The sequence below is a fragment of the Thioalkalivibrio sp. ALJ4 genome, assembly GCF_000377225.1.
Lineage (GTDB): Bacteria > Pseudomonadota > Gammaproteobacteria > Ectothiorhodospirales > Ectothiorhodospiraceae > Thioalkalivibrio.
In genome coordinates, this window is record NZ_KB897917.1 from 823,795 (window position 1) to 845,249 (window position 21,455).

A 21,455-nucleotide genomic window follows, 5' to 3' on the forward strand; every position below is an offset into this window, starting at 1 on the left:
TGGTGCCGTGAACGGCGGGGCTATGCGAGCGGCTGCCCCTCGAGTCGATGCGGCCAGGCTACTTCTGGATCCGAGCGACCATTTGATCAAGTGCGTCCGACCAGGCGTCACCCGGCATATCCAATGCCTGGCGCAAGGAGGACTTGTCCAGCCGTGAGTCGAGCGGACGCCGTGCCCGGGTCGGGAAGTCGCTCGAGGGGATGGGGGTGATGTGGCATGGGCGCGACAGGAGGCCTGCGGAACGAGCGCGCGCGTGGGTGGCAACTGCGAAATCGAACCAGCTAGCCACGCCGGCGTCGGTCCAGTGATGGACGCCGCGGATGTCCGATTGGATCACGGAAAAGATAACCTTGGCCAGTCCCGCAGTGGAGGTGGGGGAACCGATTTGGTCTTCCACAATCGTCAGAGATTCCCGTTCGGCCATGAGCCTCAGCATCGAATTCAGGAAATTGTGGCCGTGCGTGGAATAAACCCAGGCGGTACGCAGGACGACCGCGCGGTCCCCAAGAATTTCAAGTACCGCGTTTTCGCCCCCATGCTTGCTGGCACCATAGACGTTGACGGGCCGTGGTGGGTCATCAGGACGCGCGGGGCGGCCCAGTGTGCCATCGAAAACGTAATCGGTAGAGACCTGTACAAGCCGTGCCCCGACCCGCGCGGCTGCTCGTGCGAGATGGCTCGGCCCGTTCTGGTTGATCGCAAAGGCCTGTTCTCGATCATCTTCTGCTTGATCCACGGCGGTGTACGCGGCGGTATTGACGATCCAGTCGGGGCGCACGCTACAGATAGTGTCGGTGACCGACGCTTCCGATGTGATGTCCAGTGAGGCTCGGTCCAGCGCGCAAAGCTCCACGCCCGGAGGGGGGCGTTCAACCAATTCTCTGCCCAGTTGTCCACGGCATCCGGTGATGAGTATCCGGGTCATGGAGGCCCCTCGCGATATGCGGGGAGCGCGTCTTCCGGGACAGCCGCGAGATTTGCAGCGGCGGAATCCTTGTCTGAAAGGGAGACACGGACTGGTGGCCAGTCAATGCCAATATCCGGGTCGTCCCATCGGATGCTCAATTCGCAATCCGGATGGTAGATGTCGGTGCATTTGTAGCTGAACAGGGCCGTTTCGGATACAACGCAGAACCCGTGGGCGAACCCTTCCGGTATCCAGAACTGCCGATGGTTCTCGGCTGACAGCCAGACTCCGGTCCATTTGCCGAAGCTTGGGGACCCTCTCCGTACATCCACCGCCACGTCAAACACTTCGCCCTGCAGGACCTGGACGAGCTTGCCCTGTGCATGTGGATGTTGCAGGTGCAGGCCGCGCAGAGTTCCACAGCACGAAAATGACAGGTTGTCCTGGACAAATTGGCCGGGAATCCCCGCTTCCGAATATCGGTCGCGGTGGTACGTCTCGAGAAAATAGCCGCGGCGATCCCCGAATATTCGGGGTTCGACAATCAAAACGCCGGGCAGGGAGGTTTCGGTAACCTTCACGGGTTCACCGCCGGGAATTCATCAAGGAGTTCCATAAGGTATTGGCCGTACTGATTCTTGCTAAGCGGGTGAGCGAGCGTTTCGAGCTGTGCGCGATCAATGTATCCGCAGCGAAAAGCAATCTCTTCCGGGCAGGCCACCTTGAGACCTTGCCGTTTTTCGACTGCCTCGATGAAGCTCGAGGCCTCGAGCAGTGATTCATGCGTTCCTGTGTCCAGCCAGGTCATACCGCGCCCCAGCATCTCCACGTCCAGTAATCCTCTTTCGAGGTAAAGACGGTTGATGTCCGTGATTTCGCGTTCGCCCCGACTGGACGGCGCAATCTCGGATGCCAGTCCGCACACCTGCTCGTCATAGAAATAAAGGCCAGTGACGGCATAACGCGATCGCGGCTTTGCCGGTTTTTCTTCCAGTGCGACCGCATTTCCTTTGTCATCGAACGTCACGACCCCATATCGTTCCGGATCCTGGACGGGATAGGCAAAGATTGTCCCGCCTCGAGACCGCGTGCAGGAGTTCCTCAGCAGGCTTGAGAGGTCGTTTCCATAAAAGATGTTATCTCCCAGGATCAGCGCACTTGGATGCCCATCGATAAAATCCCGGCCAATCACCAGCGCTTCGGCTACGCCACCAGGCTGTGGCTGTACTGCATACTGGATCGATAGCCCCCACTGCTGGCCATCCCCCAGAAGCTGCTGGAATCTTGGCGTGTCCTGAGGGGTGGAGATGAGGAGGATGTCGCGGATACCGGCCAGCATCAAGGTGCTCAGCGGGTAATACACCATCGGTTTGTCGTAAACCGGCAGCAGCTGCTTGGAGACCGCCTGAGTGACCGGATAGAGTCGGGTGCCCGCTCCGCCGGCCAGGATAATGCCGCGTCGACGGGATGAGGTTTCGGGGAACCCTGACATGAGTCGCCTGTTCTGTTTCGGAGAGCTGACCCTGGGTGGGTCAGGTGTGGGTGGCTGACCGGGCTGCGGGTAGACCCGCGCGTTCCAGGCGGTATTCGCCTGAGAGAACGCGATCCCACCACCACTCGTTTTCGAGATACCAATGGACTGTTTTCTTTAATCCGCTCTCGAAATCTTCCAGTGGGTGCCAGCCGAGTTCCGAGCGAATTTTTTGGTCGTCGATGGCGTAGCGGTAGTCATGTCCGGGCCGGTCCGCAACAAATTCGATAAGGTCCCGGTGTCGAGGCGTCTTTCGGCGGTTCGCCGGAATGGCTTCGTCCATTAGACTGCAGATGATTTCAACGACATCCAGATTTCGCCGTTCGGTTCGCCCTCCAACGGTGTAGGTTTCGCCCGGCTCGCCATGGTCCAAGATGTGGCTTAGTGCCCGAGCATGGTCATCGACAAACAACCAGTCCCGAACGTTCTCGCCTCGGCCGTAGACGGGTAGGGGGCGGCCACTCAATGCATTCAGGATCATATGGGGAATCAGTTTTTCCGGAAACTGGTAGGGCCCATAATTGTTCGAGCAGTTCGAGATCATTACCGGAAATCCGTATGTGTGGAACCAGGCGCGCGCAAGGTGATCAGAGGACGCCTTGCTGGCCGAATACGGTGAGTTGGGGCGGTAGGGGGAGTCCTCGTTGAACGCGCCCGTCTTGCCCAGAGTTCCATAGACTTCGTCCGTCGAAACGTGCAAAAAGCGAAAGCGGTCCTGTTTCGGTGGTGTCAGCCGCATCCAGTAGTGGCGGGCGGCTTCGAGTAGATGGTGCGTCCCCGTAATATTCGTCGAGATGAAATCACCCGGGCTGGCGATCGAGCGGTCAACGTGCGATTCGGCCGCAAGGTGAAGTATCGCGTCTGGCTCGTGTAGGGCAATCGCCTCACGAACTGCCTCGAAATCACGAATATCGGCGTGTTCGAAGGCGTAGGCTGGTGAACTCGCCACTGATCGAAGCGAATCCAGGTTGCCGGCGTAAGTCAGGCAATCCAGATTGACCACGCGCGTGTCGGGCACTCCCAGGAGCAGCCGCACGACGGCCGACCCGATGAAGCCGGCTCCTCCAGTTACGAGTATGGTTCGGGGCATGGTGCTGTAAACAATTCGGTCGTTAGTCAACGGCGGAATGATGCTGCCGCCGAGTGAGCGCGGAAGTGTACCACCTGCGTCCAGTGGGTGGATGGCCCGGACGGGTGAGGGGATGGTGACGGACGTGCTCCATTGTGCGGTGCGTCGCAATCCGGAGCCGGAACGAAGGGGCCTTGGCTGGCGTTTCGCATGTTTTGCCTCGGCTGGCCTCGGCATTTGCTGGTCCCGGGTCGGGCCCTGGTCGGGCACGGAAGAGCGGATGCTGGTCGAGGAACGTATTCTCCAGGTGCAATCTGGCGGTATGATTGGGGATTGCCTGACACGCTTTGCCAAGCGCGTTTGCCCGGAATCAGACATTCGACAGTCGTCACCTCCGATCCAGTGAGTCGCCGATGAGCGTTCTAACGTCCCTCTCCGAAACCGATCAGCCCGAACCCGATCAGCGTGTTGTCGATGACGAGGCCCTCTCTGCCTGGCTGATTGCCGACGGCAGGCTTCGGGATGCTGATCTTGGGCGGGGTCGGCGCCTTGCGCGCAGCGAGGGGCTCGACCTGATGGCGGTCCTGCTCCGACTTGGCGTGATTACAGAGCGCGATCGCGCCGAGGCGCTGGGCTCGGTGGGGCCCTGGCGTCTCTGGACGCAGGACGATTTCCCGGACGTGATCGAGCATCCGGACGGTATTTCGCGGCGCTTTCTTGCGGAGACTAGAGTCCTGCCGGTCAAGCGTGACGAGGCCACGATCGACCTCGTGATGGCGGATCCCCGAGATGAGTTCGTGATTGAGGCCGTGCGGCTGGCCACGAGCGCTGAAGTGGTACCGGCTGTTGGTGTTCCGGCCGATATTGCATCGGCTCTGGAGCGCGTTGTCCATCCTGATCAAGGTGGTACGGAAGCCGTTGCGGACCTCGAAGGCGAGGACGATATTCGCGAAGAGGACGTGGAGCACTTGCGCGACATGGCCAGCGAGGCACCCATTATCCGCCTCGTCAACCAGATCCTGCAGCGTGCAGTCGAATCCCGCGCCTCCGACATCCACATCGAGCCGTTTGAGGGCAAGCTCAAGGTACGCCTTCGAATCGACGGCATTCTTCACGACATTGAGGCCCCCTCTTCGCGGTCCGCGGCGGCAGTTATCTCTCGCGTCAAGATCATGGCAAGACTGAACATTGCCGAGCGCCGGCTGCCGCAGGATGGTCGGATCAAGGTTCGAGCCTTGGGCAAAGAGCTCGACCTTCGCGTCTCGAGCGTCCCGACGATGCACGGCGAGAGTGTGGTGATGCGTCTGCTGGACAAGGACAGCATTATTTTCGACTTCGCCCGCCTCGGTTTCGAGGGCAAGGTGCTGGATCGCTTTCTCGAAGTGCTATCGCTGCCCCATGGCATCCTCCTTGTCACGGGGCCCACGGGTAGCGGCAAGAGCACGACCCTCTATACCGCGCTGTCCAGGCTCAACACGCCCGAGGCCAAGATCCTGACTGTTGAGGATCCCGTCGAATACGAGCTGGAAGGCGTGAACCAGATCCAGGTCAAACCCCAGATCGGGCTCGATTTTGCCGCTGCGCTGCGCAGTATCGTTCGTCAGGATCCGGACATCATTATGATCGGCGAGATGCGGGATCTGGAAACGGCACAGATTGCCATGCAGTCGGCTCTGACCGGGCACCTTGTTTTGAGCACGTTACACACGAACGATGCTGCGGGTACGGTGAATCGGTTGCTCGACATGGGTGTGGACGATTACATGCTGACCTCCACCGTCAACGGCGTCCTGGCTCAGCGTCTCGTCCGGCGGCTTTGCCCCGACTGCCGTGAAGAGCAGTCAGTGCCCGATTCCCTGCGAGACGAGTTGGCCAAAGCCCCCGGGGTGTCCGATCAAGGGATTCGAATGTGCAGGCCGGTAGGTTGCGAGGCCTGTTCCCACACGGGGTACCGAGGGCGTCTGGCCATCGTCGAATTCCTTGTCTTGACCGAAGAAATTCGCAGTCTGGTGATGCGTCACGCGACCTCTCACGAGATTGATCGTGCCGCGAGGGCGGAGGGTATGCGGACCATGTATGAAGATGGTCTGGAAAAGGTTGTGCGTGGCGAGACAACTCTGGAAGAGGTGCTTCGGGTAACATCCGACTGACCATGCCGACGTTCTACTACAAGGTGGCAACCTCGAGCGGTGAAACCGCCGAGGGTGAGCTTGAGGCAGCGGACGAGGCGGCTGCCGTTACCCAGCTCCAGGCGGCTGGTCACATTCCCATTCGGGTCGCTGCCGGGGGCGGCATCAAGTGGGCGTCCTGGTCGACCGGGGGGCGTTTGCGGTCGCAGGAGCTGCAGATCTTCACTCAGGAGCTCGCTACCCTCCTGGCGGCGGGCCTTCCGCTCGACCGTTCCCTCCAGATCCTTATCGACCTTGCCGATCATCCGCGTACGCGCCAGGTGACATCGCGCATCCTCGAATTCGTCCGGGGCGGTGGCACTTTGTCGGATGCGCTAGAAGCGCAAACCGGTACGTTCTCCAGGTTCTATGTGAACATGGTGCGCGCCGGGGAGATGAGCGGGAGTCTCGATCAGGTGCTTCAGAGATTATCCGATTATCTTGTCCGATCTCGGGAGTTGCGGGACAGCGTTGTCTCTGCGCTTGTGTACCCGGCGATCCTTTTGACGGTGTCGCTGCTCTCGGTGCTGATCCTGATGATCTTTGTGGTGCCGCAGTTCACGCAGCTGTTCGATGACGCAGGGGAGGCGCTGCCGTTGCTGACGCAGATGGTGGTGGGGGCGGCCGACTGGCTGGGTAGTTACTGGTGGAGTATCCCGCTGGTCATTCTCCTGAGCGGGGTTTATATGCGCCGCCAGTTGGGAAATCCGGTTTCGCGCGAGCGCTGGGACCGGTTAACCCTTCGCCTGCCACTAGTCGGTGAGCTGGTGCGGCGGCTCGAGGCTGCGCGTTTCAGTCGGACGCTAGGTACGCTGCTGGGTAACGGCGTACCGCTTCTTTCTGCGTTAACGATTGTGCGCGAGACTCTAAGCAACCGGTTGATGGTGCGTGGCGTTGATTCGGCCATCGAAGGCCTGCGTGGCGGCCAGGGGATGAGTGAACCGCTCAAAGAGTGCGGCCTGCTCCCCAAGCTGGGAATGCAGATGATCCAGGTGGGAGAAGAAACGGGGCAGCTTGAAGGGATGCTGATTCAGGTGGCCGACCTGTATGATCGTGAAGTGCGTACCGCTGTACAGAGGATGCTGGCGCTCCTTGAGCCGCTGCTTATCGTGACGCTCGGAGTTGTGATCGCCTTGATCATTATCTCGATCCTGGTAGCCATCGTCAGCGTGAACGAGCTGGCATTCTGAGATCCGCCGGGTGTATTCGATGTGGGGGAATGGATTGATTATCTCCCCGTGCCGCCTACAATCACCATCCCGGTGCCCAAACTTTCACGCCAAGGCCGCTCAGGCAGGAAACAAAGATCCATGAGTCATCTGCAAGTCCGCACGTCCCGGCGCTCCGCCGGTTTTACCCTGATTGAACTTCTGGTGGTGCTCGTCATTCTCGGGCTGCTGGCCGGTCTGGTGGGGCCGCAGGTCATGCGGTATCTCAGTGATTCCAAAACCCAGACAGCCGCGTTGCAGATACAGGAAATCGAGTCAGCCCTCGATTTGTATCGGATTGATGTCGGATCGTATCCCACCTCGGATCAGGGTCTTGAGGCGCTGGTCAATGAGCCGGAAGGCGTTCGGAACTGGAACGGGTCGTACCTGCGGCGCAGCCAGGTCCCGCTCGACCCCTGGGGCAATCCCTTCAACTACCGCAGCCCGGGCGAGCATGGCTCGTTTGATATCTGGACCTACGGCGCCGATGGGCAGCCGGGTGGTGAGGGTGAGAACCAGCCCGTTACCAACTGGGATTAACGCGGAAGCTTCTCCACGGCGTTACGAGCAACGGGCGTGAAGGCGAGCCGCTGCCCTGTTGTTTCGTGGTTTCCGCGATCGGACTGCGCAGAGTCGGCCCGACCTGTCTGCCTGAATGGTGAGATTTCGTCCTGGGTTCCGAGGGTGTTGCGTGGTGTGGGCTCCTGATGGCTCGACGCGCGCGCGGGTTCACGCTCATCGAACTGCTCGTGGTGCTTGCCATTCTGGCTGGCGTTGCGGGTCTGATGGTGGTCCAGTTCGAGGGCGCCCTTTCCGGCATGGAGACTCGTGCTGCTGCCCGCGATGTGGCGTCGGCGCTGCGGGCTGCAAGGGGACGTGCGATTGCGACTCAGCAGGAAACTGGCGTGGCGGTGGACGTCGAGCATCGGCGGTATCGACTGGTTGGTTTTTCCGGGGAGAGCACCCACACGTTTTCGAGCACGATCGCCGTCGAGCTTTTCACCGATCGCACGTCACTGCTGTCGGAAACCGAGGGTTTGATCCGCTTTTTCCCTGATGGGTCTTCGACTGGTGGCCATGTGACGCTCACCTCCGACGCCGGACAGTACACGATCGAAGTCGCCTGGCTGACCGGGCGGGTGCACTTGCGTCCCGGGCCTCCACCGGACAGTGGATGATGGCCAGTTATAGCAAACAACAAGGGTTCTCCCTGCTGGAAGTCCTGGTCGCGTTTGTTGTTATGGCGCTCACGCTGGGGGTTCTTTTCCAGGTGTTCGGGTCCGGACTTCGGACGACCACGGCGGGTGACGAATATGCGCAGGCGTCTACCCTGGCCCAGGGGCGCCTGGCGCTTGCTGCCGACACGCCTCCTCTGGAGGCGGGATCTCGGAGCGGGCAGTTCGAGGGAACGGAGTTTCGCTGGGAGCAGGAGATTCGCACGTTGCAGATGGACCTCCCGCGTCCGGAAGGTGTAGCCGCCTATCACGTGTCAGTGCGTGTCTGGTGGCCGTCCGGGCGAGGCGAGCGTGAGCTGGTGCTCGACACTATCCGGCTGCAGCAGACGCCATGAAGCCTGTGGTGTGCTCGCCCCGGTTCAGTGAGAGTCACCGTCGCGCCAGAGCCCGAGGGTTTACCCTCATGGAAACGCTCATCGCCCTTGTGGTTTTGAGCCTGATGCTGGTGATCCTGTTTTCCGGGCTTCGGATGGGGGCGGGGAGCTGGGACGCGGCCCAGAACCGTGTCGAGACGTCGACGGAATGGGCCATTGCTGCACGTTTTCTGCAGCAACGCCTTTCCTACGCCCTGCAGGTGGACTGGCATGAGTCCGAGGGCGGCCAGTCGGGCCTTGCGTTTATCGGAGAGCAAGAGCGGGTCGGTTTCGTATCGACACTGCCAGCGCATGTTGGGGGTGGGGGGCTTCGCTGGGTCGAGCTCGAAATTGGACGTACTGATCGCGGGCGGGGGCTGCTGTTGCGCCATAGCCTCTTCCATCCCGATACATTCGATGGAGGCGAGCCTCGCCGCCGCGACACGGAGCTCCTGCTCGAGGGTGTGCAAAGCCTCACGGTGCGGTATTACGGCCGTTCCGGTGACGAGGATTCATATCGCTGGCACGATCAGTGGGGGGGCGAAGACATGCCGCACCTGATCGCGCTGCTGCTTACGCGGGATGATGGCCGGGAACTCGTGCTGGCGTCTCGGTCCGGGCATCGCCCAGCCGATACCGGGCCGCTGTTTCCGTGGGAGGTGCGATGACCACCGCTCATCGTGTCCTGGCGGGGCGTCGATCTCGGTCCGGGATGGCGCTGATCCTTGTCCTGTGGATTATTACGCTGCTGTCTGTCGTTGCGGCGAGTTTCTCGCTGGGCGTCCGAAGGGACGCCGGGGCGGCTCAGCATCTTGTGGAGGAATCTCAGGCGCGTGCGATGGCCGAGGCCGGGGTACGGCTTGCGATGCTGGGGCTGGCGCATCCTGCTCGCGAGCAAAGATGGGCGCCCGGGGAGGGTGTGCGCCGAACGGTATGGGAAGGAGTCAGTCTCGAGATCGAACTTGCGCTGGAATCCGGCCGTATCGACATCAACGAAGCGCCGCGGGACTTGCTCGAGGCGGCGTTGGCCGAGGCAGGTGTTGAGCCCGAGTCGATGCGCGAAGCCATTGCCGGTCGCATCATCGAATGGCGCGGGGGAAGTGATCCCGATGGGGGTGGGGTGTCGGAGTACGCTCGGCTTGGGCTCGAATACGGCCCCGCAGGGGAGCCGTTCCGTGCAGTTGAGGAGTTGCTCTTGATCCCCGGTATTGGCGGCGCTGAGTTCAGGGCGCTGCGGCCGATGGTGACCACGTTCTCGGGCGCTCGGGGAGTCGACCCATCGCAGGCGCCGCCTGAAGTCATTCGGGCGCTCCCCGATCTTGACCAGGAGACCGTGGATCGATGGCGGGCGGATCGGGCGCGGGCACTTCGGGAAGAACGTCAGCCACCGGACCTGGAGGCGCGTCATGTGGTTTCGGGTGGAACGGAAGTGCATACTGTGCGGTCCACGGCTCAGCTCCCTTCCGGTGCCCGCTACACTGTGCGGGCGGTCATTCAGGAAGCGGATTCAACGGATCCAGAGCCGTTCCGGATTATTCACTTTCGTCAGGCTCACTAGGGGGGGGCGTCAATCCATATGCGCATTCGCATTGATGACTCGATGTCCCCCGTCCTGAACATGTGCCCGAAGCGGCTGCGTGCTCTGCCGGCCTGCGGTCGGCTTGCTGTTCGTTTTCGGTTCTGTAGCGATGCTGGAAGCGTTCTATGCTGAACCTTTCGGTGCTTCGCCCAAGGATCCTGCAATGGCAGCAGCAGGGGGCTACCTTCCTGCGCTGGTGGTTGCGGGAGCTGGTCGGCCTGCTGCCCGAATCGTGGCGGGGTCACGTACACTTGGGCCGCGACGAGCTGGTGTTGCGCTGCGATGGTACGGCGGGTGTCCTTGAGCGTCGAAGGCTGGCCAGCTCCGAGGTCCTGGCCCGTTTCGAGGCGCACGATGACTCCGAATCTCGGCCTGCGGGCCTGCCCGATGCCAGCGATCCCGCCTTTAATGCTGCCCGGCTTGAATGCCGCCGCGTTCTGGAGCTGACCAGGGCCTCCGGCGCCCTGGTGCGGGATATCACCCTGCCGCAGGCGGCCAGTGCCAACCTGCAACGCGTGCTTGAATACGAGATGGACCGGCATACACCATTTCCGGCCAGTCGCGTTCACTTTGGATACCGTCTCATCGAACAGCTTCCGGCGACCGGGCAGATCCGGGTGCGCCTTGTGGTGATTCCGCGCGAAATGCTGGACGCCTGGTTGTTGCGGCTGAGCGACTGGGGGCTGTATCCCGAAGCCGTCCGAGCTGCGGGCGAGTCGGACGTGGATCTCCTTCCGGCTGATCTTCGGCGTCGAAGGGGTGGCCTGCCTGGCCCGAATGTATGGCTCGCCGGGGTGATCGTCCTTCTCATCGCGGCGATGGTGGTGGCGCCGTGGTGGCTGATGCGTGATCGTCATTCGGATCTGCGTGTGGAGCTCGAGAGGCTCCAGTCCCAGGCCGTGCAGTCGCAGGAGTTACGGGAACGGCAGGAAGAGCTGCGGCAGGAGTTGACCCGGTTGCCCGAGCTCAAGGCCGAGTACCCGCCACTGGCCGACTCGGTGACCGAGTTGGCGCGGATCCTGCCCGACCATACCTGGCTCACTACCTTCCAGTTTCGAGGGGACCGGCTCACCCTGCACGGAGAGTCCGATGCTGCATCGGGCCTGATCGCGCTGATAGAAGCGTCGCCCTATTTCGAGCGTACGAGTTTCACGGCCCCGGTCAGCCGTGACGATCGGGGTCGTGAGAGCTTCCAGTTGACGACCCGGTTGCGCCCAATGGCTGAAGTGGGGCCGGCATTGGACCGTGATGCCCCCGAAGAGGTGGTCCCGATCGCGCCGATGGGTAGTGATGTCCCGGTGCCGTTGGAGGGCGCGCCATGAACCGACTGGAGCAGTTGCAGCCGAGGGAGAGGCGAATCCTGGCGGTAGGGGTCCTTGTGGCGCTCGTCCTGATCGCGCTTCTTGGGGGGGTCGTGCCGATCGTACAGAAGCTGGCTTCGACGGCCGAATCGGTCGCCAGCGCGGGTTTTCGGCTGGAGCGAGTGCAAGAGGCCGCGGCGCAACTCCCAATCGTTGAGGCGGAGGTTTCGGCGCTCGAAAGGGCGCTCGACGATCAGGGGCTGACCCAGCGGGAAACGAGCGAGTCCCTCGCCACGGCGGCCCTTCAGGAGCGTGTAACGGACATCATCTCGGCAAACGAAGGTAACGTGCAGTCGACCCGGGTCCAGTCCGCTTCCGAAGACGGCGGCCTGCAGCGTATCGCTGTCCGCGTACAGTTCGAGGCGCGCACCGAGTCGCTGGCCGGTATTCTCGACGCGATCGATCAGGCGCGACCCCTGCTGTTTGTCGACAACATCAACGTGCGCGCAAGCCGCGAGTTCGATCGACAACGGCGGGCCGACTATCGGGGCAAGACCGACGTGACCATCGAGCTTTCCGCCTACTGGAGGCCCGAGCAGAGTGACAGTTCTGCCGCAAACGGCGGCGGGGGGGCATCGTGAGGTTGCGTACGTTCCTGATCCTTGTTGCCGTGTTGCTGATGTTTGGGTTTTTCGCCCAGATAACGGGACTTCGGGTTTGGATGGATCAATACACGCCCGACCGCCTCGTTCAGGACGACGCCGTGCCGGAGGCCGATCTCGCGCCCCTGCCCATGCCGGATGCCTCGGGATGGCCGGAGCCGGGCAGCATGGCTGCTTTCGTGGATCGTCCGTTGTTCAGCCCTTCGCGGCGTCCGCCCGTTGACGAGCCGGAAGAAGGCGAGTCCGAGGAGGACGCGGCCGAGGAGGACGAAGACGCGCCGCTGGCAATCCAGTTGCGCAGTGTGGTGATGACTCCGGACGACGAACATATCTGGGTGCAGCGCGAAGAAGAAGAGCGGTTGCATCGCCTGCGGGTCGGCGACGAATTCGAAGGATGGGTTCTCGAATCGCTCGATGCCGGAGCGGCCGAATTTTCCAGCGAAGACAAGACTCAGCGTGTACCATTGCGTCCGCAGCGTTCCCGCTCGCTGGGTATCGACCGAGTACCGCTCGGTCAGCCGGCTCCGCCGCTGCCCTGATTCCCCGCATGTACCCCCGGGTCCGGAGGTCATGCGGCTGCCGCGATCCACTTGGCGTAAGGCACGCCCAGAGAATGGCTATGAGACGAACGCGTAACAGTATTTTTGGAGTCACCGTGGGGTTTGGCAGGCTGCTCGGCGCTGCCCTGCTGGCCGCCGTGCTTGCGGGTTGTTCCGGAATGCAGCCGTCGGACGCACCCGAAGATCGGGGTTCGATCTCTCCGGGGGTACTCGAGGCGCTGGAACGCGGTGATGCCCCGGCCTCTGCTCCTGCTCAGGATGTCCAGCCCATCGAGCGCCCTGACGATGAGCCTGCCCGCGATCTGGTCCAGATCTATCCGGGCACCGGTGAGCTGTTCGATCGCGAGGTGGCGGCTGGCAGCATCGCGCTGAGCGACGAGCCTGGCGAGTACACCCTCAACTTCGAAGATGCCAGCCTGCGCGAGGTCGCCAACCTGATTCTCGGGGACATGCTGGATCGCAACGTGCTGATTGATCCCGCAGTCGAAGGCCGTGTAACCCTGCAGACCACTCGCCCCTTGCCGGAATCTTCGCTGCTGGCGGTCCTGGAAGAACTCCTCCGCATCAATGGTGCCACGCTTGTTGAGGGCGACGGTATGGTCAGGGTTACCCCGCGGGCGGGCGCCCTGCGTGGTCAGGCAACGCCCCGCCTGGGCAGCGACCGGGCAGGCCTGAACGTTCGCATCGTGCCGCTCGAGTTTATTGGCGCGGCCGAGATGGCCACTATCCTCGAACCGTTTTTGAACGAGGGTTCCCTGATCAGGGTCGATGGTGCCCGCAATCTGTTGATTCTGGCGGGTACCCGGCGCGAGCTCGCGAATTGGCAGGAAACGATCGACATCTTCGACGTCGACTGGCTGTCAGGGATGTCGGTCGGCTTGTTCACGCTCCAGAACGCGGATGCGGTCGAGTTGGCCGAGGAGGTCGACCAGCTCATGAACGCCGAGGGCGAATCGCCGATGGCCGGCATGTTCCGGGTGATCCCCATCCAGCGCCTTAACGCCGTGATGGTAGTGACCCCGCAACCCCGCTACCTCGAGGATGCCGAGACCTGGGTGCAGCGTCTCGACCGCACAAGGGACATGCAGGCCTCCCGCCTGCACGTGTATCGCATGCAGCACCGCCGCGCGAGCGATGTGGCGGAGGTTCTTGGTGAGGTTTTCGGGGCCGAGACCGGCACGGCACGACAAGAGCGTACCGAACGGGATACCCGCGGCGGGCTGGCACAGGGTGCGGAGCCCGCGCTCATCGGCAGTGGCAACGGGCGCGAGGGGCAGCAGGGGTTCTCCGATCTCTCGCAGCAGGACGCGCGTGCGAATGATCGCGGTAATCCCGGATCGACCAGTAGTGGTGTGGGCGGCAACTCCGGAAACGGCGCCTCGAACCGCGATGACGACGACAATGGCCCGCTCTCGGGTCGTACTCGTATTGTGGCCGACGACGGCAACAACAGCTTGCTGATTTATGCCAACACACCGGACTACGAAGTCCTGGAGCGGGCCCTGCGGCAGCTCGACATTGCCGCCCGCCAGGTTCTGGTGGATGCCAGCATCATTGAGGTGACGCTCGAGGACGAGCTTCGCTATGGCGTGCAGTGGTTCCTGGAGAACAGTGTTCGGGGCTACCAGGGGCAGGGTATCTTCGGCCGCAGTGACTCCCTGTCGCGTCAGTTTCCCGGGTTCAACTACTCCCTGGTCGACAGCGCGGGCCAGGTGCGGGCCGTGATTAGCGCCCTCGCCGAGGACTCCATGGTCAACATCCTGTCGACGCCTTCGGTCATGGTGCTGGATAATCACAGCGCGACCATTCGTGTGGGTGATCAGGTCCCGGTCCGGACCTCCGAGGCCACCAGCGTGGTGACCGATAATCCTGTGGCGATCAGTAATATCCAGTTCCGCGATACCGGCGTGAACCTGCAGGTTACGCCGCGTGTGAACGCGGGCGGCATGGTGTCCCTGGATGTGTTGCAGGAGGTCAACGATGTCTCCGAAACCACATCGTCCGGGATTGACTCGCCCACCATCCAGCAGCGGCTGATCGAAAGCTCCGTGGCGGTGCAAAGTGGCGAAACAATCGTCCTCGGCGGACTGATGCGTGACCAGACTTCCTCGGGCTTGATCGGCATACCGGGTTTGCGGCGCCTTCCGGTGCTGGGGAACCTGTTCTCCACCACAACGGAGACCTCGCGCCGTACCGAGCTCCTCGTTTTGCTCACCCCCCGAGTGGCCGAGAGTTCCGGGGATACGCGCGCCATCACTCAAGAATTCAAGGAGCGCATGCGTGGCCTGGGCGGCCTGCGCGAGCAATGGGAGCGCCAGCAAGTAGGGAGTGGTGCTGCGTCGGGCGACACGCCGGGCGCACCCGAACCGCAGCCCCTGGAAGGCGCGAACTGAGGGCCGTTCCCGCTCCGGATGGAACGCGCCATTTTGGGGCGGATGGCGCATCGAATGCGTGCATTCGCAGGCCTGAGCCAGGTGTTGCCTCCCTCAAACGGCAGGTGTCGTAAAAATGTCACCTTCTTCGCGCAGAATAAGTAGAAACCGAAGCTCGCGGGTGTTGTTTTTTGTCAGCGGCTCGTGTAGCTTCCACTCGAACCCGTCGGGATTTCCTCCCGGGGTTGACGGTGGTCCCGAACCCGCGCGGTTGGCGGGGCCGGAAACGGAGAATGGTCTGGTAAGGGGGCGTATGCCTCCCGGTCCCGCAAGGGCCCGCCGTTGGCCAGGCACTATCAGGGGATTTCGTGACCTAGTCGACAAACTGCGCATCCCGAGGCCTCATGTATTAGTTGCACCCCGATTCCCATTGGGGGATTGCATAAACTGAACAGTGTGGCTTTAATACGGACTCGGGGTCGCAGGGCGATCCGGCAGGGGTGGAAAACCCGTGAAGTAGTATTTCCATGTTCACGAAGAAGAGGGAAACTCGAATGATCTTCAAAACTCGCAAGCTTACGACGGCCCTGCTGGCCGCGGGGCTCATGTCCACCTCTATGCTGGCGTCCATGCCAGTGCGGTGACTGTGTCCGACAACGGCGCCGGCAGTGCTGCGGTTGTGCCGTACTACACCATTAACGAAGGCTGGCGCACCCTGCTGAACGTTACCAACACCACCGACAACTCGATGGTGATCAAGGTTCGTCTGCACGAAGCCCGCAACTCCCGCGATGTGCTCGACTTCAACGTCGCCCTCAGCCCGCGTGACGTCTGGACCGCCTGGATCAGCGCCGACGAAGACGGCCGTCCGGTCCTGCGCACCGAAGACACCTCCTGCACCATCCCGCTGAGCGTTCGCGACGAAGGCGCCACGGCCAACGAGCTGGCCTACTCCGGTACCTTCAGCGATCACACGGATACCGACGGCGACATCAGCCGCATGTCCGAAGGCTACATCGAAATCCTGACGATGGGCGAAGCCGAGGCGGGCGCCGAAGATGACGAAGACACCCTCCCGTGGGCGGCCAAGCACGTTGACGGCACGCCCCGCGACTGCGGCATGGTCGATCAGGCCTTTGTTGCGGACGCATCCTGGGCGCCGGCTGACTTCGGTTCTACCATCCCGGGCGAACAGGGCTCCGGTGACCCGGCCGCTCGCGGTGAAGGTGGCTATGGCCCGATCACCAGCAGCACCCCGCTGAAGGTCAATGCCTCGCTGGTGAACCAGCGTCGCGGTATTGCCGCGGGCGTCGAGTCGCTGCACCTGGCGGACTTCGGCAACGGCGAAAACTTCATCACCGCTCAGCAGTTCCCGTACTTCCTGGAGCCGACCCTGGTCTCCGGCGACACGCTCTGGTCCATGGATGGCCTCGACGACTTCACGGCGGCGATCGGCAGCAGCACCGTGGCCAACGAGTGGGCCTCCAACCCGCAGACCGGTGCGGCCACCGACTGGGTGCTGACGTTCCCGACCAAGCGTTTCTACACCGACGTGGACCGCGGCAACATTCAGGCCGCCTGTAACGACTACCGGAACACCGGTACCGGTGGCGGTGCGTTCGATGATGGCTCGGCTTGCCCGGCCAACATCTTCGGTAGCGCGACCTTCCAGGACGACGATGACGGCCAGGCCGTGATCGAAGTTGGCTACGACATCTACGACCGCGAAGAGGGTAGCTTCCGCGTCGAGACCGATGGCACCACCGTGTCCCCGGCCCCGCCGCCCGAAGTGACCATCGACACCCTGATCTACGAGGCCAACGTGGTGAAGATCGCGCGCAACGCGAGCGAGATGGAATCCGCGCTGAACTCCGCGATCGCCCGCTCGGTGGATACCAACCAGCTGGTGTCCAACTCCAACACCGGTTGGGCCGAGATCTCCTTCGATTCCGCGCTGCCGGTTACCGGCTTCATCTTCAAGCAGCGTGACTTCGGGGATCCGAGCCGCAACTACGGTCAGGCGACCGAGCACGCCTACGACACCAACGAGCCCCGGTAAAACGGAGCCTGGTCTGTAGGCAAACCTCAAGTCGGTTTGATTGAGGGTGTCGCGGCCCCACGGGTCGCGACATCAATAAAGGCCGTCACCTTCGGGTGGCGGCCTTTTTGTTGTGGCGCGCCCGAGTATTCGGGTCTCAGGGTGGGCGCTTGAGCAAGACGCCAGGCGGTCCTTGACGGGCCTGAACGGGAACCTTTTTCTCCCGTGTGACGTCACGTACACTCAACATTTTTATCTGTAGAGGATTCCATGAAACGCACTGCACTCTTCGTCGCCGTCTCGTTGCTGGTGCTCCCCGTGGGGGCAAGCGCTACCGGTACCGATGATGCCGATCCTGTCGCCTCCGGCCCGGGAGTGGTCATCGAACGTTCCGATCTGGCCAACGAGCTTCGGATTATCCCCGAGGATCAGCGCCGGGAGCTCCTGGAAAACCCCGAGGTGGGCCGCGACCTGATTCATCAGATGTACTTCCGCGGTCGCATGGCGGTGCTCGCCGAAGAGCTGGGATACGCGGACGAAGAGATCGTGCAGGCGCAGATCAAGCGGCTGAAAGAGCGGTTCTATCGGGAGATCGTCCCGCGTCGCTTCGTCGAACAAATCGAGCTCCCCGACTTCTCCGACGCGGCCCGTGAGTATTACGACGCGAACCTGGACGACTTTATGGTCGAAGAAGAGCGCCGCGCGTCGCACATCCTGCTGCGGGCCCCGGACGATGAGCGCAAGGAGCGCCGGCGCGAAGAAGCGGAAGAACTCCTGGCCAAGCTTCGCGATGGCGCCGACTTCGCGGAGGTGGCACAAGAGCACGGCGAGGACGGTACCCGGCAAATTGGCGGTGACCTTGGGTATTTCAAGCGCGGCCGCATGGTCGAGGAATTCGACGAAGTCGTGTTCGGTATGGAGCCGGGCGATGTCGAGTTGCTCGAGACGCGTTTCGGGTTTCACCTCGTGTATCTGCGCGACGTCGAGGGTGGCGAGCCTCGGGCCTTCGAAGAGGTCGAGGAGCGCATCAAAGATCGCCTGCGCGCCGAATACGTCGAAGAGGAGCTCACCTCCTACCTGACCTCGGTTGGCTCTCCGCGTGACGCAGAAATCGACGACGAGGCGATCGTCGCGGTGATCGAATCGATGCGTGAAGAGCTGGAAGATCAGGAGCCCGACGTCGCTGACGAGCTGATGGTCCCGGAACAGCCCTGACCGCAGTCCCGGGCCGGGGCGATGTCCGCAGGGAATCGTTCCCGACCCGGGCCCTAACGTTCAAGTGATGGCGTATACCGCTTTTTCGTGAGCCAGGGTTTCATGTGGGCGCCAACGCAGATGCCGATGTCACCCCCGCTACCAGGGGTGCCGGACTGCGAGCGTTGATTCTGTGCGTGCGACGGGATGCTGTTGGAGCCCAGCCCAGGCCAAATGAAGCACGGATGCCAACCCCACGAAACCAGTCAAGCAGGGCCCGGTCGCCTGATGTTGACCAAGAGCAGGCGTTACGGCTCCCTGGTGCAGAATGGCCGCACGTCAGTCGCCGCGCGTTGGTTGCCCGCCAAGCCGATGAATCCGTATTTCCGATTCACGGCGGGGCACGTGCGTCAGTGGCGCCGATGGCGGATCGATGTGGCTTGCCGCCTGACTGGCGGCTTTCCGGGAGCGGAACGTCTCGCTCCTGCGCCACCTCTCTGGGTGCTCGCACACCCTCTTCGTGAATCAGGAAGTGCGCGATGGAAGCAAATTTCCGACAATCCGACCATAACCTGTTTCGCTTCGCCAGCGTGAGCGAGCCGGGGCCCGCGAACACGGCGCCGTGGTTTCGGCTGGATGATGTAGCGACCTACGATCTCCCCGGTGGCCGCTGTCTGCTGGTCAATCGGCGTACGGGGCATCGTGGCGAACTGCCCGCTTCTTTCCTGCCCTTGCTCAATGATCTACTGGTATTCCGCACGCTGGACGATCACGCGCGCGCGATCCATGCCAGGCTCGCCGCTAGTCAGGTGCCGTTCGAGCAGGTCGCGACCGTCGTCAACGAGCTGAGCCGCGCCGGGATCCTCGTGTCCGCCGGAACCTGGCTGGAGCATATGGACCCCGGGCCCACCGAGACGGGCCCCTGGGCCTTTGTCCTGACGACCTGCGACCGGCCAGGCTGGTTCGCTCGGGCCACCGAGAGCGCCACCCGCCACCTGGCCACCGCTTTAGCCCCACAACGAATCATCGTGATCGATGATTCGCGGTCGGAGGACTCAATTAGCCAGAATCGGGCTCGTGCGGTCGAGCTCCTGGACCCGCTTGGGTTCCCGGTGGACTACTGGGATCGTGCTCGCCGGGAGAGTCTCGCCCGACAGCTTGCGGATGCCTTCCCGGCCGAAGCCGAAAGCATTCGCTGGCTGCTGGCGCCCTCCGCGCTCGATCAGTCGGCGCAGACCTTTGGGCAGGTTCGCAACCTGATGACCTTGTTGACGCCCGGCCTTCGGATCATCGCGATGGACGATGACTGCGAGCTGGCGCCGCGTGTGCGGTCGGATGCCGGCCAGGAGGTCCAGCTTCGCCGCCTTTCCCGGAGCCACGACGCACTGGGCTCCGTAGAAGAGCTCATGAAGGGTTCGGAGCGGCTGGATGTCAATCCACTGCAGCAACATCTCGACGCCCTGGGGACTCACCCGTTTGATGCTCTGGAGCGCCTTGGTCAGGCAAACGAGGACCTGGGCTGGCTGCAAAATGCCGATGCCCCCACCCTCGATCACCTGTCGCGGGCGACCCGAATTGCCGCCACCCGGAACGGGCTTGCGGGGGATCCGGGAACGCCGGATGAATTGCCCTTCTACGCGCGCTCGGGTGATGCGGCGCTGCGCAACACCGATTACTTCAACCGCTGTATGGACGAGGGCGACCCGCAGCGCATTTTCTGGCGCACGCTTGCTCGACCCGCGATCTATTTCGATCCGGCGCTCATGAGTATCCTCCTTGGATTGGACAATCGATCGCTGCTCCCCTGCGTGCCGCCTGCGGGGCGTGGTTCCAACGACGATGTGCTCGGAGCGCTTATGGCCGGAATCCACCCGGACCAGGCTCGTTTCGAGTTCGCCTGGGCGCTGCCTCATCGTCTCGATGAACCGGCGCCCTGGCGGCATCCCGATGAGCGGGACAGCAAGGCGCTTGCCCCGCCGGTGGAGCAGCTTGGCGATTTGCTTCAGCAGTTCGTCGCCGGCCTTCAGGGGACGTCGGCGGATAGCCGACTGACCGAAATCGTCGCGTACCTGCGGCGTCTGGCCCGGATGAACGATGCGGATCTGCGCAAGTCGGTCGACGAGTCGCGCGTGTCCTCTACTGCATTCCGGTTGCGCCTGCTGGCGCCCAACCTGGAGGATCAGCGCATTCAGGGCAAGATGCGTGATGAGGTCCAGCGCTATGCGCGCAATCTGGAGGACCTGATGGGCGCCCGCTGTGCTCCGGACACGACATGGCTCCAGGCCATGCGCTCGAGCTGCGCCGCCATGGCGGATGGCCTGCGCCTCTGGCCCCGCCTTCGCGAATATGTATCGTCGGAGAAGCCGGTTTGAGCTTGTGTATGTCTGCTGGACACACCGCGCTACACCGCCTGGGCCTTAGCGCTCTTGCCATGAAACCGGCCCCTCCATCTGCTACGCAACCCTGAGGATGTGATCGCATGTTGCGGCTGATTGGCATAGGGGCTCAGAAAGCCGGCACGACCTGGCTTCACCGCCAGTTGGCGCGGCACCCTGCGGTCGAGTTTCCGGCCGGCAAGGAAGTCCACTTCTGGGATCGAAACTTTCCGGATCGCGGCGAAGAGGCATACCGGGCGTTGTTCTCGGCCGACCCGGATCGGTGCGAATGCGACATTACTCCTGCGTATTCCACGCTGCGCGAGGACGCGGTGCGCGCGTGCTATCGCGCCGTACCGGAAGCCGGTGTCGTCTTCGTGCTGCGCAACCCGATCGAACGTGCCTGGTCGTCGGCCTTGATGGCGCTGGGCCGGGCCGAGATGACGATCGACGAGGCTTCGGATCAGTGGTTTATCGATCACTTTCGTTCGCTTGGTTCGCGGCTGCGCGGGGACTATGCTCGTGCCCTGCGCCTGTGGCGAGGCGCCTATGGCACGGGGCGGGTCTGCGTACTTCGCTTCGAGCAGATTCGGGAGGACCCGCAAGGTCTGCTGCGGCAGGTCTCTGATCTCGCGGGTCTCGACTGGCACCCGGGCTGGACGCCCGACGCCCTGAGCCAGCGGGTATTCGCGGGGCAGGCGCATCCACTCCCCCGGCACCTGAGGGACGTGTTGTGCGAGCTCTACGCCGATTCGGTGGAGGATCTGGCGGGCGAGATCGACTGGGACCCTCGACCGTGGCTTGAGTGACCGGGCCACAACGGTACCACCGTGTACCGCTTGCGGTGGCTATCCCGGTACACTGACGCGCCGCGCGCGAAAGGGCCGATCAACGACCGGGGCG

19 protein-coding genes are annotated in these 21,455 nt (G+C 62.7%); 15 read left to right on the forward strand and 4 right to left on the reverse strand.

Features of this window, described 5'->3' with window-relative positions:
• Positions 1-58 precede the first annotated feature (58 nt).
• From rfbD to rfbB, 4 genes are read right to left on the reverse strand one after another with little or no spacing between them, the layout of a single operon-like run.
• Positions 59-925 carry a dTDP-4-dehydrorhamnose reductase gene (rfbD, locus tag C936_RS0103930; protein ID WP_018175267.1) on the reverse strand — a complete coding sequence of 289 codons (867 nt, stop codon included), beginning with the start codon at positions 923-925 and terminating at the stop codon, positions 59-61.
• Positions 922-1,488, reverse strand: a complete 567-nt coding sequence (gene rfbC, locus C936_RS0103935; protein ID WP_018175268.1) for a dTDP-4-dehydrorhamnose 3,5-epimerase — start codon at positions 1,486-1,488, stop codon at positions 922-924. The genes rfbD and rfbC overlap by 4 nt, the downstream gene beginning before the upstream one ends.
• Positions 1,485-2,399, reverse strand: coding sequence for a glucose-1-phosphate thymidylyltransferase RfbA (gene rfbA, locus C936_RS0103940; protein ID WP_018175269.1), 915 nt, complete (start codon positions 2,397-2,399; stop codon positions 1,485-1,487). The genes rfbC and rfbA overlap by 4 nt, the downstream gene beginning before the upstream one ends.
• 40 nt (positions 2,400-2,439) lie before the next feature.
• Positions 2,440-3,528 carry a dTDP-glucose 4,6-dehydratase gene (gene rfbB, locus C936_RS0103945; RefSeq protein WP_018175270.1) on the reverse strand — a complete coding sequence of 363 codons (1,089 nt, stop codon included), beginning with the start codon at positions 3,526-3,528 and terminating at the stop codon, positions 2,440-2,442.
• Between the two features lie 392 nt (positions 3,529-3,920).
• Between rfbB and gspE the strand changes: the two genes are divergently transcribed.
• The 15 genes from gspE (at position 3,921) to C936_RS0104025 (ending at position 21,361) form a co-directional block, all read left to right on the forward strand.
• A complete protein-coding gene (gspE, locus tag C936_RS0103950; RefSeq protein ID WP_018175271.1) occupies positions 3,921-5,657 on the forward strand; it encodes a type II secretion system ATPase GspE in 1,737 nt (578 codons plus the stop codon).
• 2 nt (positions 5,658-5,659) lie between these two features.
• Positions 5,660-6,865 carry a type II secretion system F family protein gene (locus C936_RS0103955; protein ID WP_018175272.1) on the forward strand — a complete coding sequence of 402 codons (1,206 nt, stop codon included), beginning with the start codon at positions 5,660-5,662 and terminating at the stop codon, positions 6,863-6,865.
• Positions 6,866-6,985: 120 nt separating this feature from the next.
• Positions 6,986-7,423 (forward strand): type II secretion system major pseudopilin GspG, encoded by a 438-nt coding sequence (gene gspG, locus C936_RS0103960; RefSeq protein ID WP_018175273.1) that lies wholly within the window; start codon positions 6,986-6,988, stop codon positions 7,421-7,423.
• A gap of 167 nt (positions 7,424-7,590) precedes the next feature.
• Complete coding sequence (locus tag C936_RS0103965; RefSeq protein WP_018175274.1) at positions 7,591-8,061, forward strand: GspH/FimT family pseudopilin; 471 nt, start codon at positions 7,591-7,593, stop codon at positions 8,059-8,061.
• Complete coding sequence (locus C936_RS0103970; protein WP_231362981.1) at positions 8,061-8,453, forward strand: prepilin-type N-terminal cleavage/methylation domain-containing protein; 393 nt, start codon at positions 8,061-8,063, stop codon at positions 8,451-8,453. The genes C936_RS0103965 and C936_RS0103970 overlap by 1 nt, the downstream gene beginning before the upstream one ends.
• On the forward strand, positions 8,450-9,139 hold the full coding sequence (locus C936_RS0103975) for a prepilin-type N-terminal cleavage/methylation domain-containing protein (RefSeq protein WP_081617398.1): 690 nt from the start codon (positions 8,450-8,452) through the stop codon (positions 9,137-9,139). Before C936_RS0103970 ends, C936_RS0103975 begins: the two co-directional genes overlap by 4 nt.
• 44 nt (positions 9,140-9,183) lie before the next feature.
• A complete protein-coding gene (locus tag C936_RS0103980) occupies positions 9,184-10,029 on the forward strand; it encodes a general secretion pathway protein GspK (RefSeq protein ID WP_018175277.1) in 846 nt (281 codons plus the stop codon).
• Positions 10,030-10,175: 146 nt separating this feature from the next.
• Positions 10,176-11,372, forward strand: a complete 1,197-nt coding sequence (locus C936_RS0103985) for a PilN domain-containing protein (RefSeq protein WP_018175278.1) — start codon at positions 10,176-10,178, stop codon at positions 11,370-11,372.
• Entirely contained in the window at positions 11,369-11,992 is a 624-nt protein-coding gene (gene gspM / locus C936_RS0103990) for a type II secretion system protein GspM (protein WP_018175279.1), read from the forward strand. Before C936_RS0103985 ends, gspM begins: the two co-directional genes overlap by 4 nt.
• Entirely contained in the window at positions 11,989-12,552 is a 564-nt protein-coding gene (locus C936_RS0103995) for a hypothetical protein (protein WP_231363208.1), read from the forward strand. The genes gspM and C936_RS0103995 overlap by 4 nt, the downstream gene beginning before the upstream one ends.
• 116 nt (positions 12,553-12,668) lie before the next feature.
• Positions 12,669-14,966 carry a type II secretion system secretin GspD gene (gene gspD / locus C936_RS0104000; protein ID WP_018649197.1) on the forward strand — a complete coding sequence of 766 codons (2,298 nt, stop codon included), beginning with the start codon at positions 12,669-12,671 and terminating at the stop codon, positions 14,964-14,966.
• A 625-nt stretch (positions 14,967-15,591) separates the two neighbouring features.
• Positions 15,592-17,004, forward strand: a complete 1,413-nt coding sequence (locus tag C936_RS0104010) for a hypothetical protein (RefSeq protein ID WP_231363207.1) — start codon at positions 15,592-15,594, stop codon at positions 17,002-17,004.
• Positions 17,005-17,253: 249 nt separating this feature from the next.
• Complete coding sequence (locus C936_RS0104015; protein ID WP_018649199.1) at positions 17,254-18,198, forward strand: peptidylprolyl isomerase; 945 nt, start codon at positions 17,254-17,256, stop codon at positions 18,196-18,198.
• A gap of 518 nt (positions 18,199-18,716) precedes the next feature.
• Positions 18,717-20,549 carry a hypothetical protein gene (locus tag C936_RS0104020; protein ID WP_018649200.1) on the forward strand — a complete coding sequence of 611 codons (1,833 nt, stop codon included), beginning with the start codon at positions 18,717-18,719 and terminating at the stop codon, positions 20,547-20,549.
• A 107-nt stretch (positions 20,550-20,656) separates the two neighbouring features.
• Positions 20,657-21,361 carry a sulfotransferase gene (locus tag C936_RS0104025; RefSeq protein ID WP_018649201.1) on the forward strand — a complete coding sequence of 235 codons (705 nt, stop codon included), beginning with the start codon at positions 20,657-20,659 and terminating at the stop codon, positions 21,359-21,361.
• Positions 21,362-21,455: the final 94 nt, after the last annotated feature.

Bases quoted from the DNA above. Each gene is read 5' to 3' on its own strand.
- gspG (WP_018175273.1), top strand. From the start codon at position 6,986: ATGAGTCATCTGCAAGTCCGCACGTCCCGGCGCTCCGCCGGTTTTACC.
- gspM (WP_018175279.1), top strand. From the start codon at position 11,369: ATGAACCGACTGGAGCAGTTGCAGCCGAGGGAGAGGCGAATCCTGGCG.
- C936_RS0103985 (WP_018175278.1), top strand. From the start codon at position 10,176: ATGCTGAACCTTTCGGTGCTTCGCCCAAGGATCCTGCAATGGCAGCAG.
- C936_RS0103980 (WP_018175277.1), top strand. From the start codon at position 9,184: ATGGCGCTGATCCTTGTCCTGTGGATTATTACGCTGCTGTCTGTCGTT.
- C936_RS0103975 (WP_081617398.1), top strand. From the start codon at position 8,450: ATGAAGCCTGTGGTGTGCTCGCCCCGGTTCAGTGAGAGTCACCGTCGC.
- C936_RS0104025 (WP_018649201.1), top strand. From the start codon at position 20,657: ATGTTGCGGCTGATTGGCATAGGGGCTCAGAAAGCCGGCACGACCTGG.
- C936_RS0103955 (WP_018175272.1), top strand. From the start codon at position 5,660: ATGCCGACGTTCTACTACAAGGTGGCAACCTCGAGCGGTGAAACCGCC.
- rfbA (WP_018175269.1), bottom strand. From the start codon at position 2,399: ATGTCAGGGTTCCCCGAAACCTCATCCCGTCGACGCGGCATTATCCTG.
- C936_RS0103970 (WP_231362981.1), top strand. From the start codon at position 8,061: ATGGCCAGTTATAGCAAACAACAAGGGTTCTCCCTGCTGGAAGTCCTG.
- C936_RS0104015 (WP_018649199.1), top strand. From the start codon at position 17,254: ATGAAACGCACTGCACTCTTCGTCGCCGTCTCGTTGCTGGTGCTCCCC.
- rfbD (WP_018175267.1), bottom strand. From the start codon at position 925: ATGACCCGGATACTCATCACCGGATGCCGTGGACAACTGGGCAGAGAA.
- gspE (WP_018175271.1), top strand. From the start codon at position 3,921: ATGAGCGTTCTAACGTCCCTCTCCGAAACCGATCAGCCCGAACCCGAT.
- rfbB (WP_018175270.1), bottom strand. From the start codon at position 3,528: ATGCCCCGAACCATACTCGTAACTGGAGGAGCCGGCTTCATCGGGTCG.
- C936_RS0103965 (WP_018175274.1), top strand. From the start codon at position 7,591: ATGGCTCGACGCGCGCGCGGGTTCACGCTCATCGAACTGCTCGTGGTG.
- C936_RS0104020 (WP_018649200.1), top strand. From the start codon at position 18,717: ATGGAAGCAAATTTCCGACAATCCGACCATAACCTGTTTCGCTTCGCC.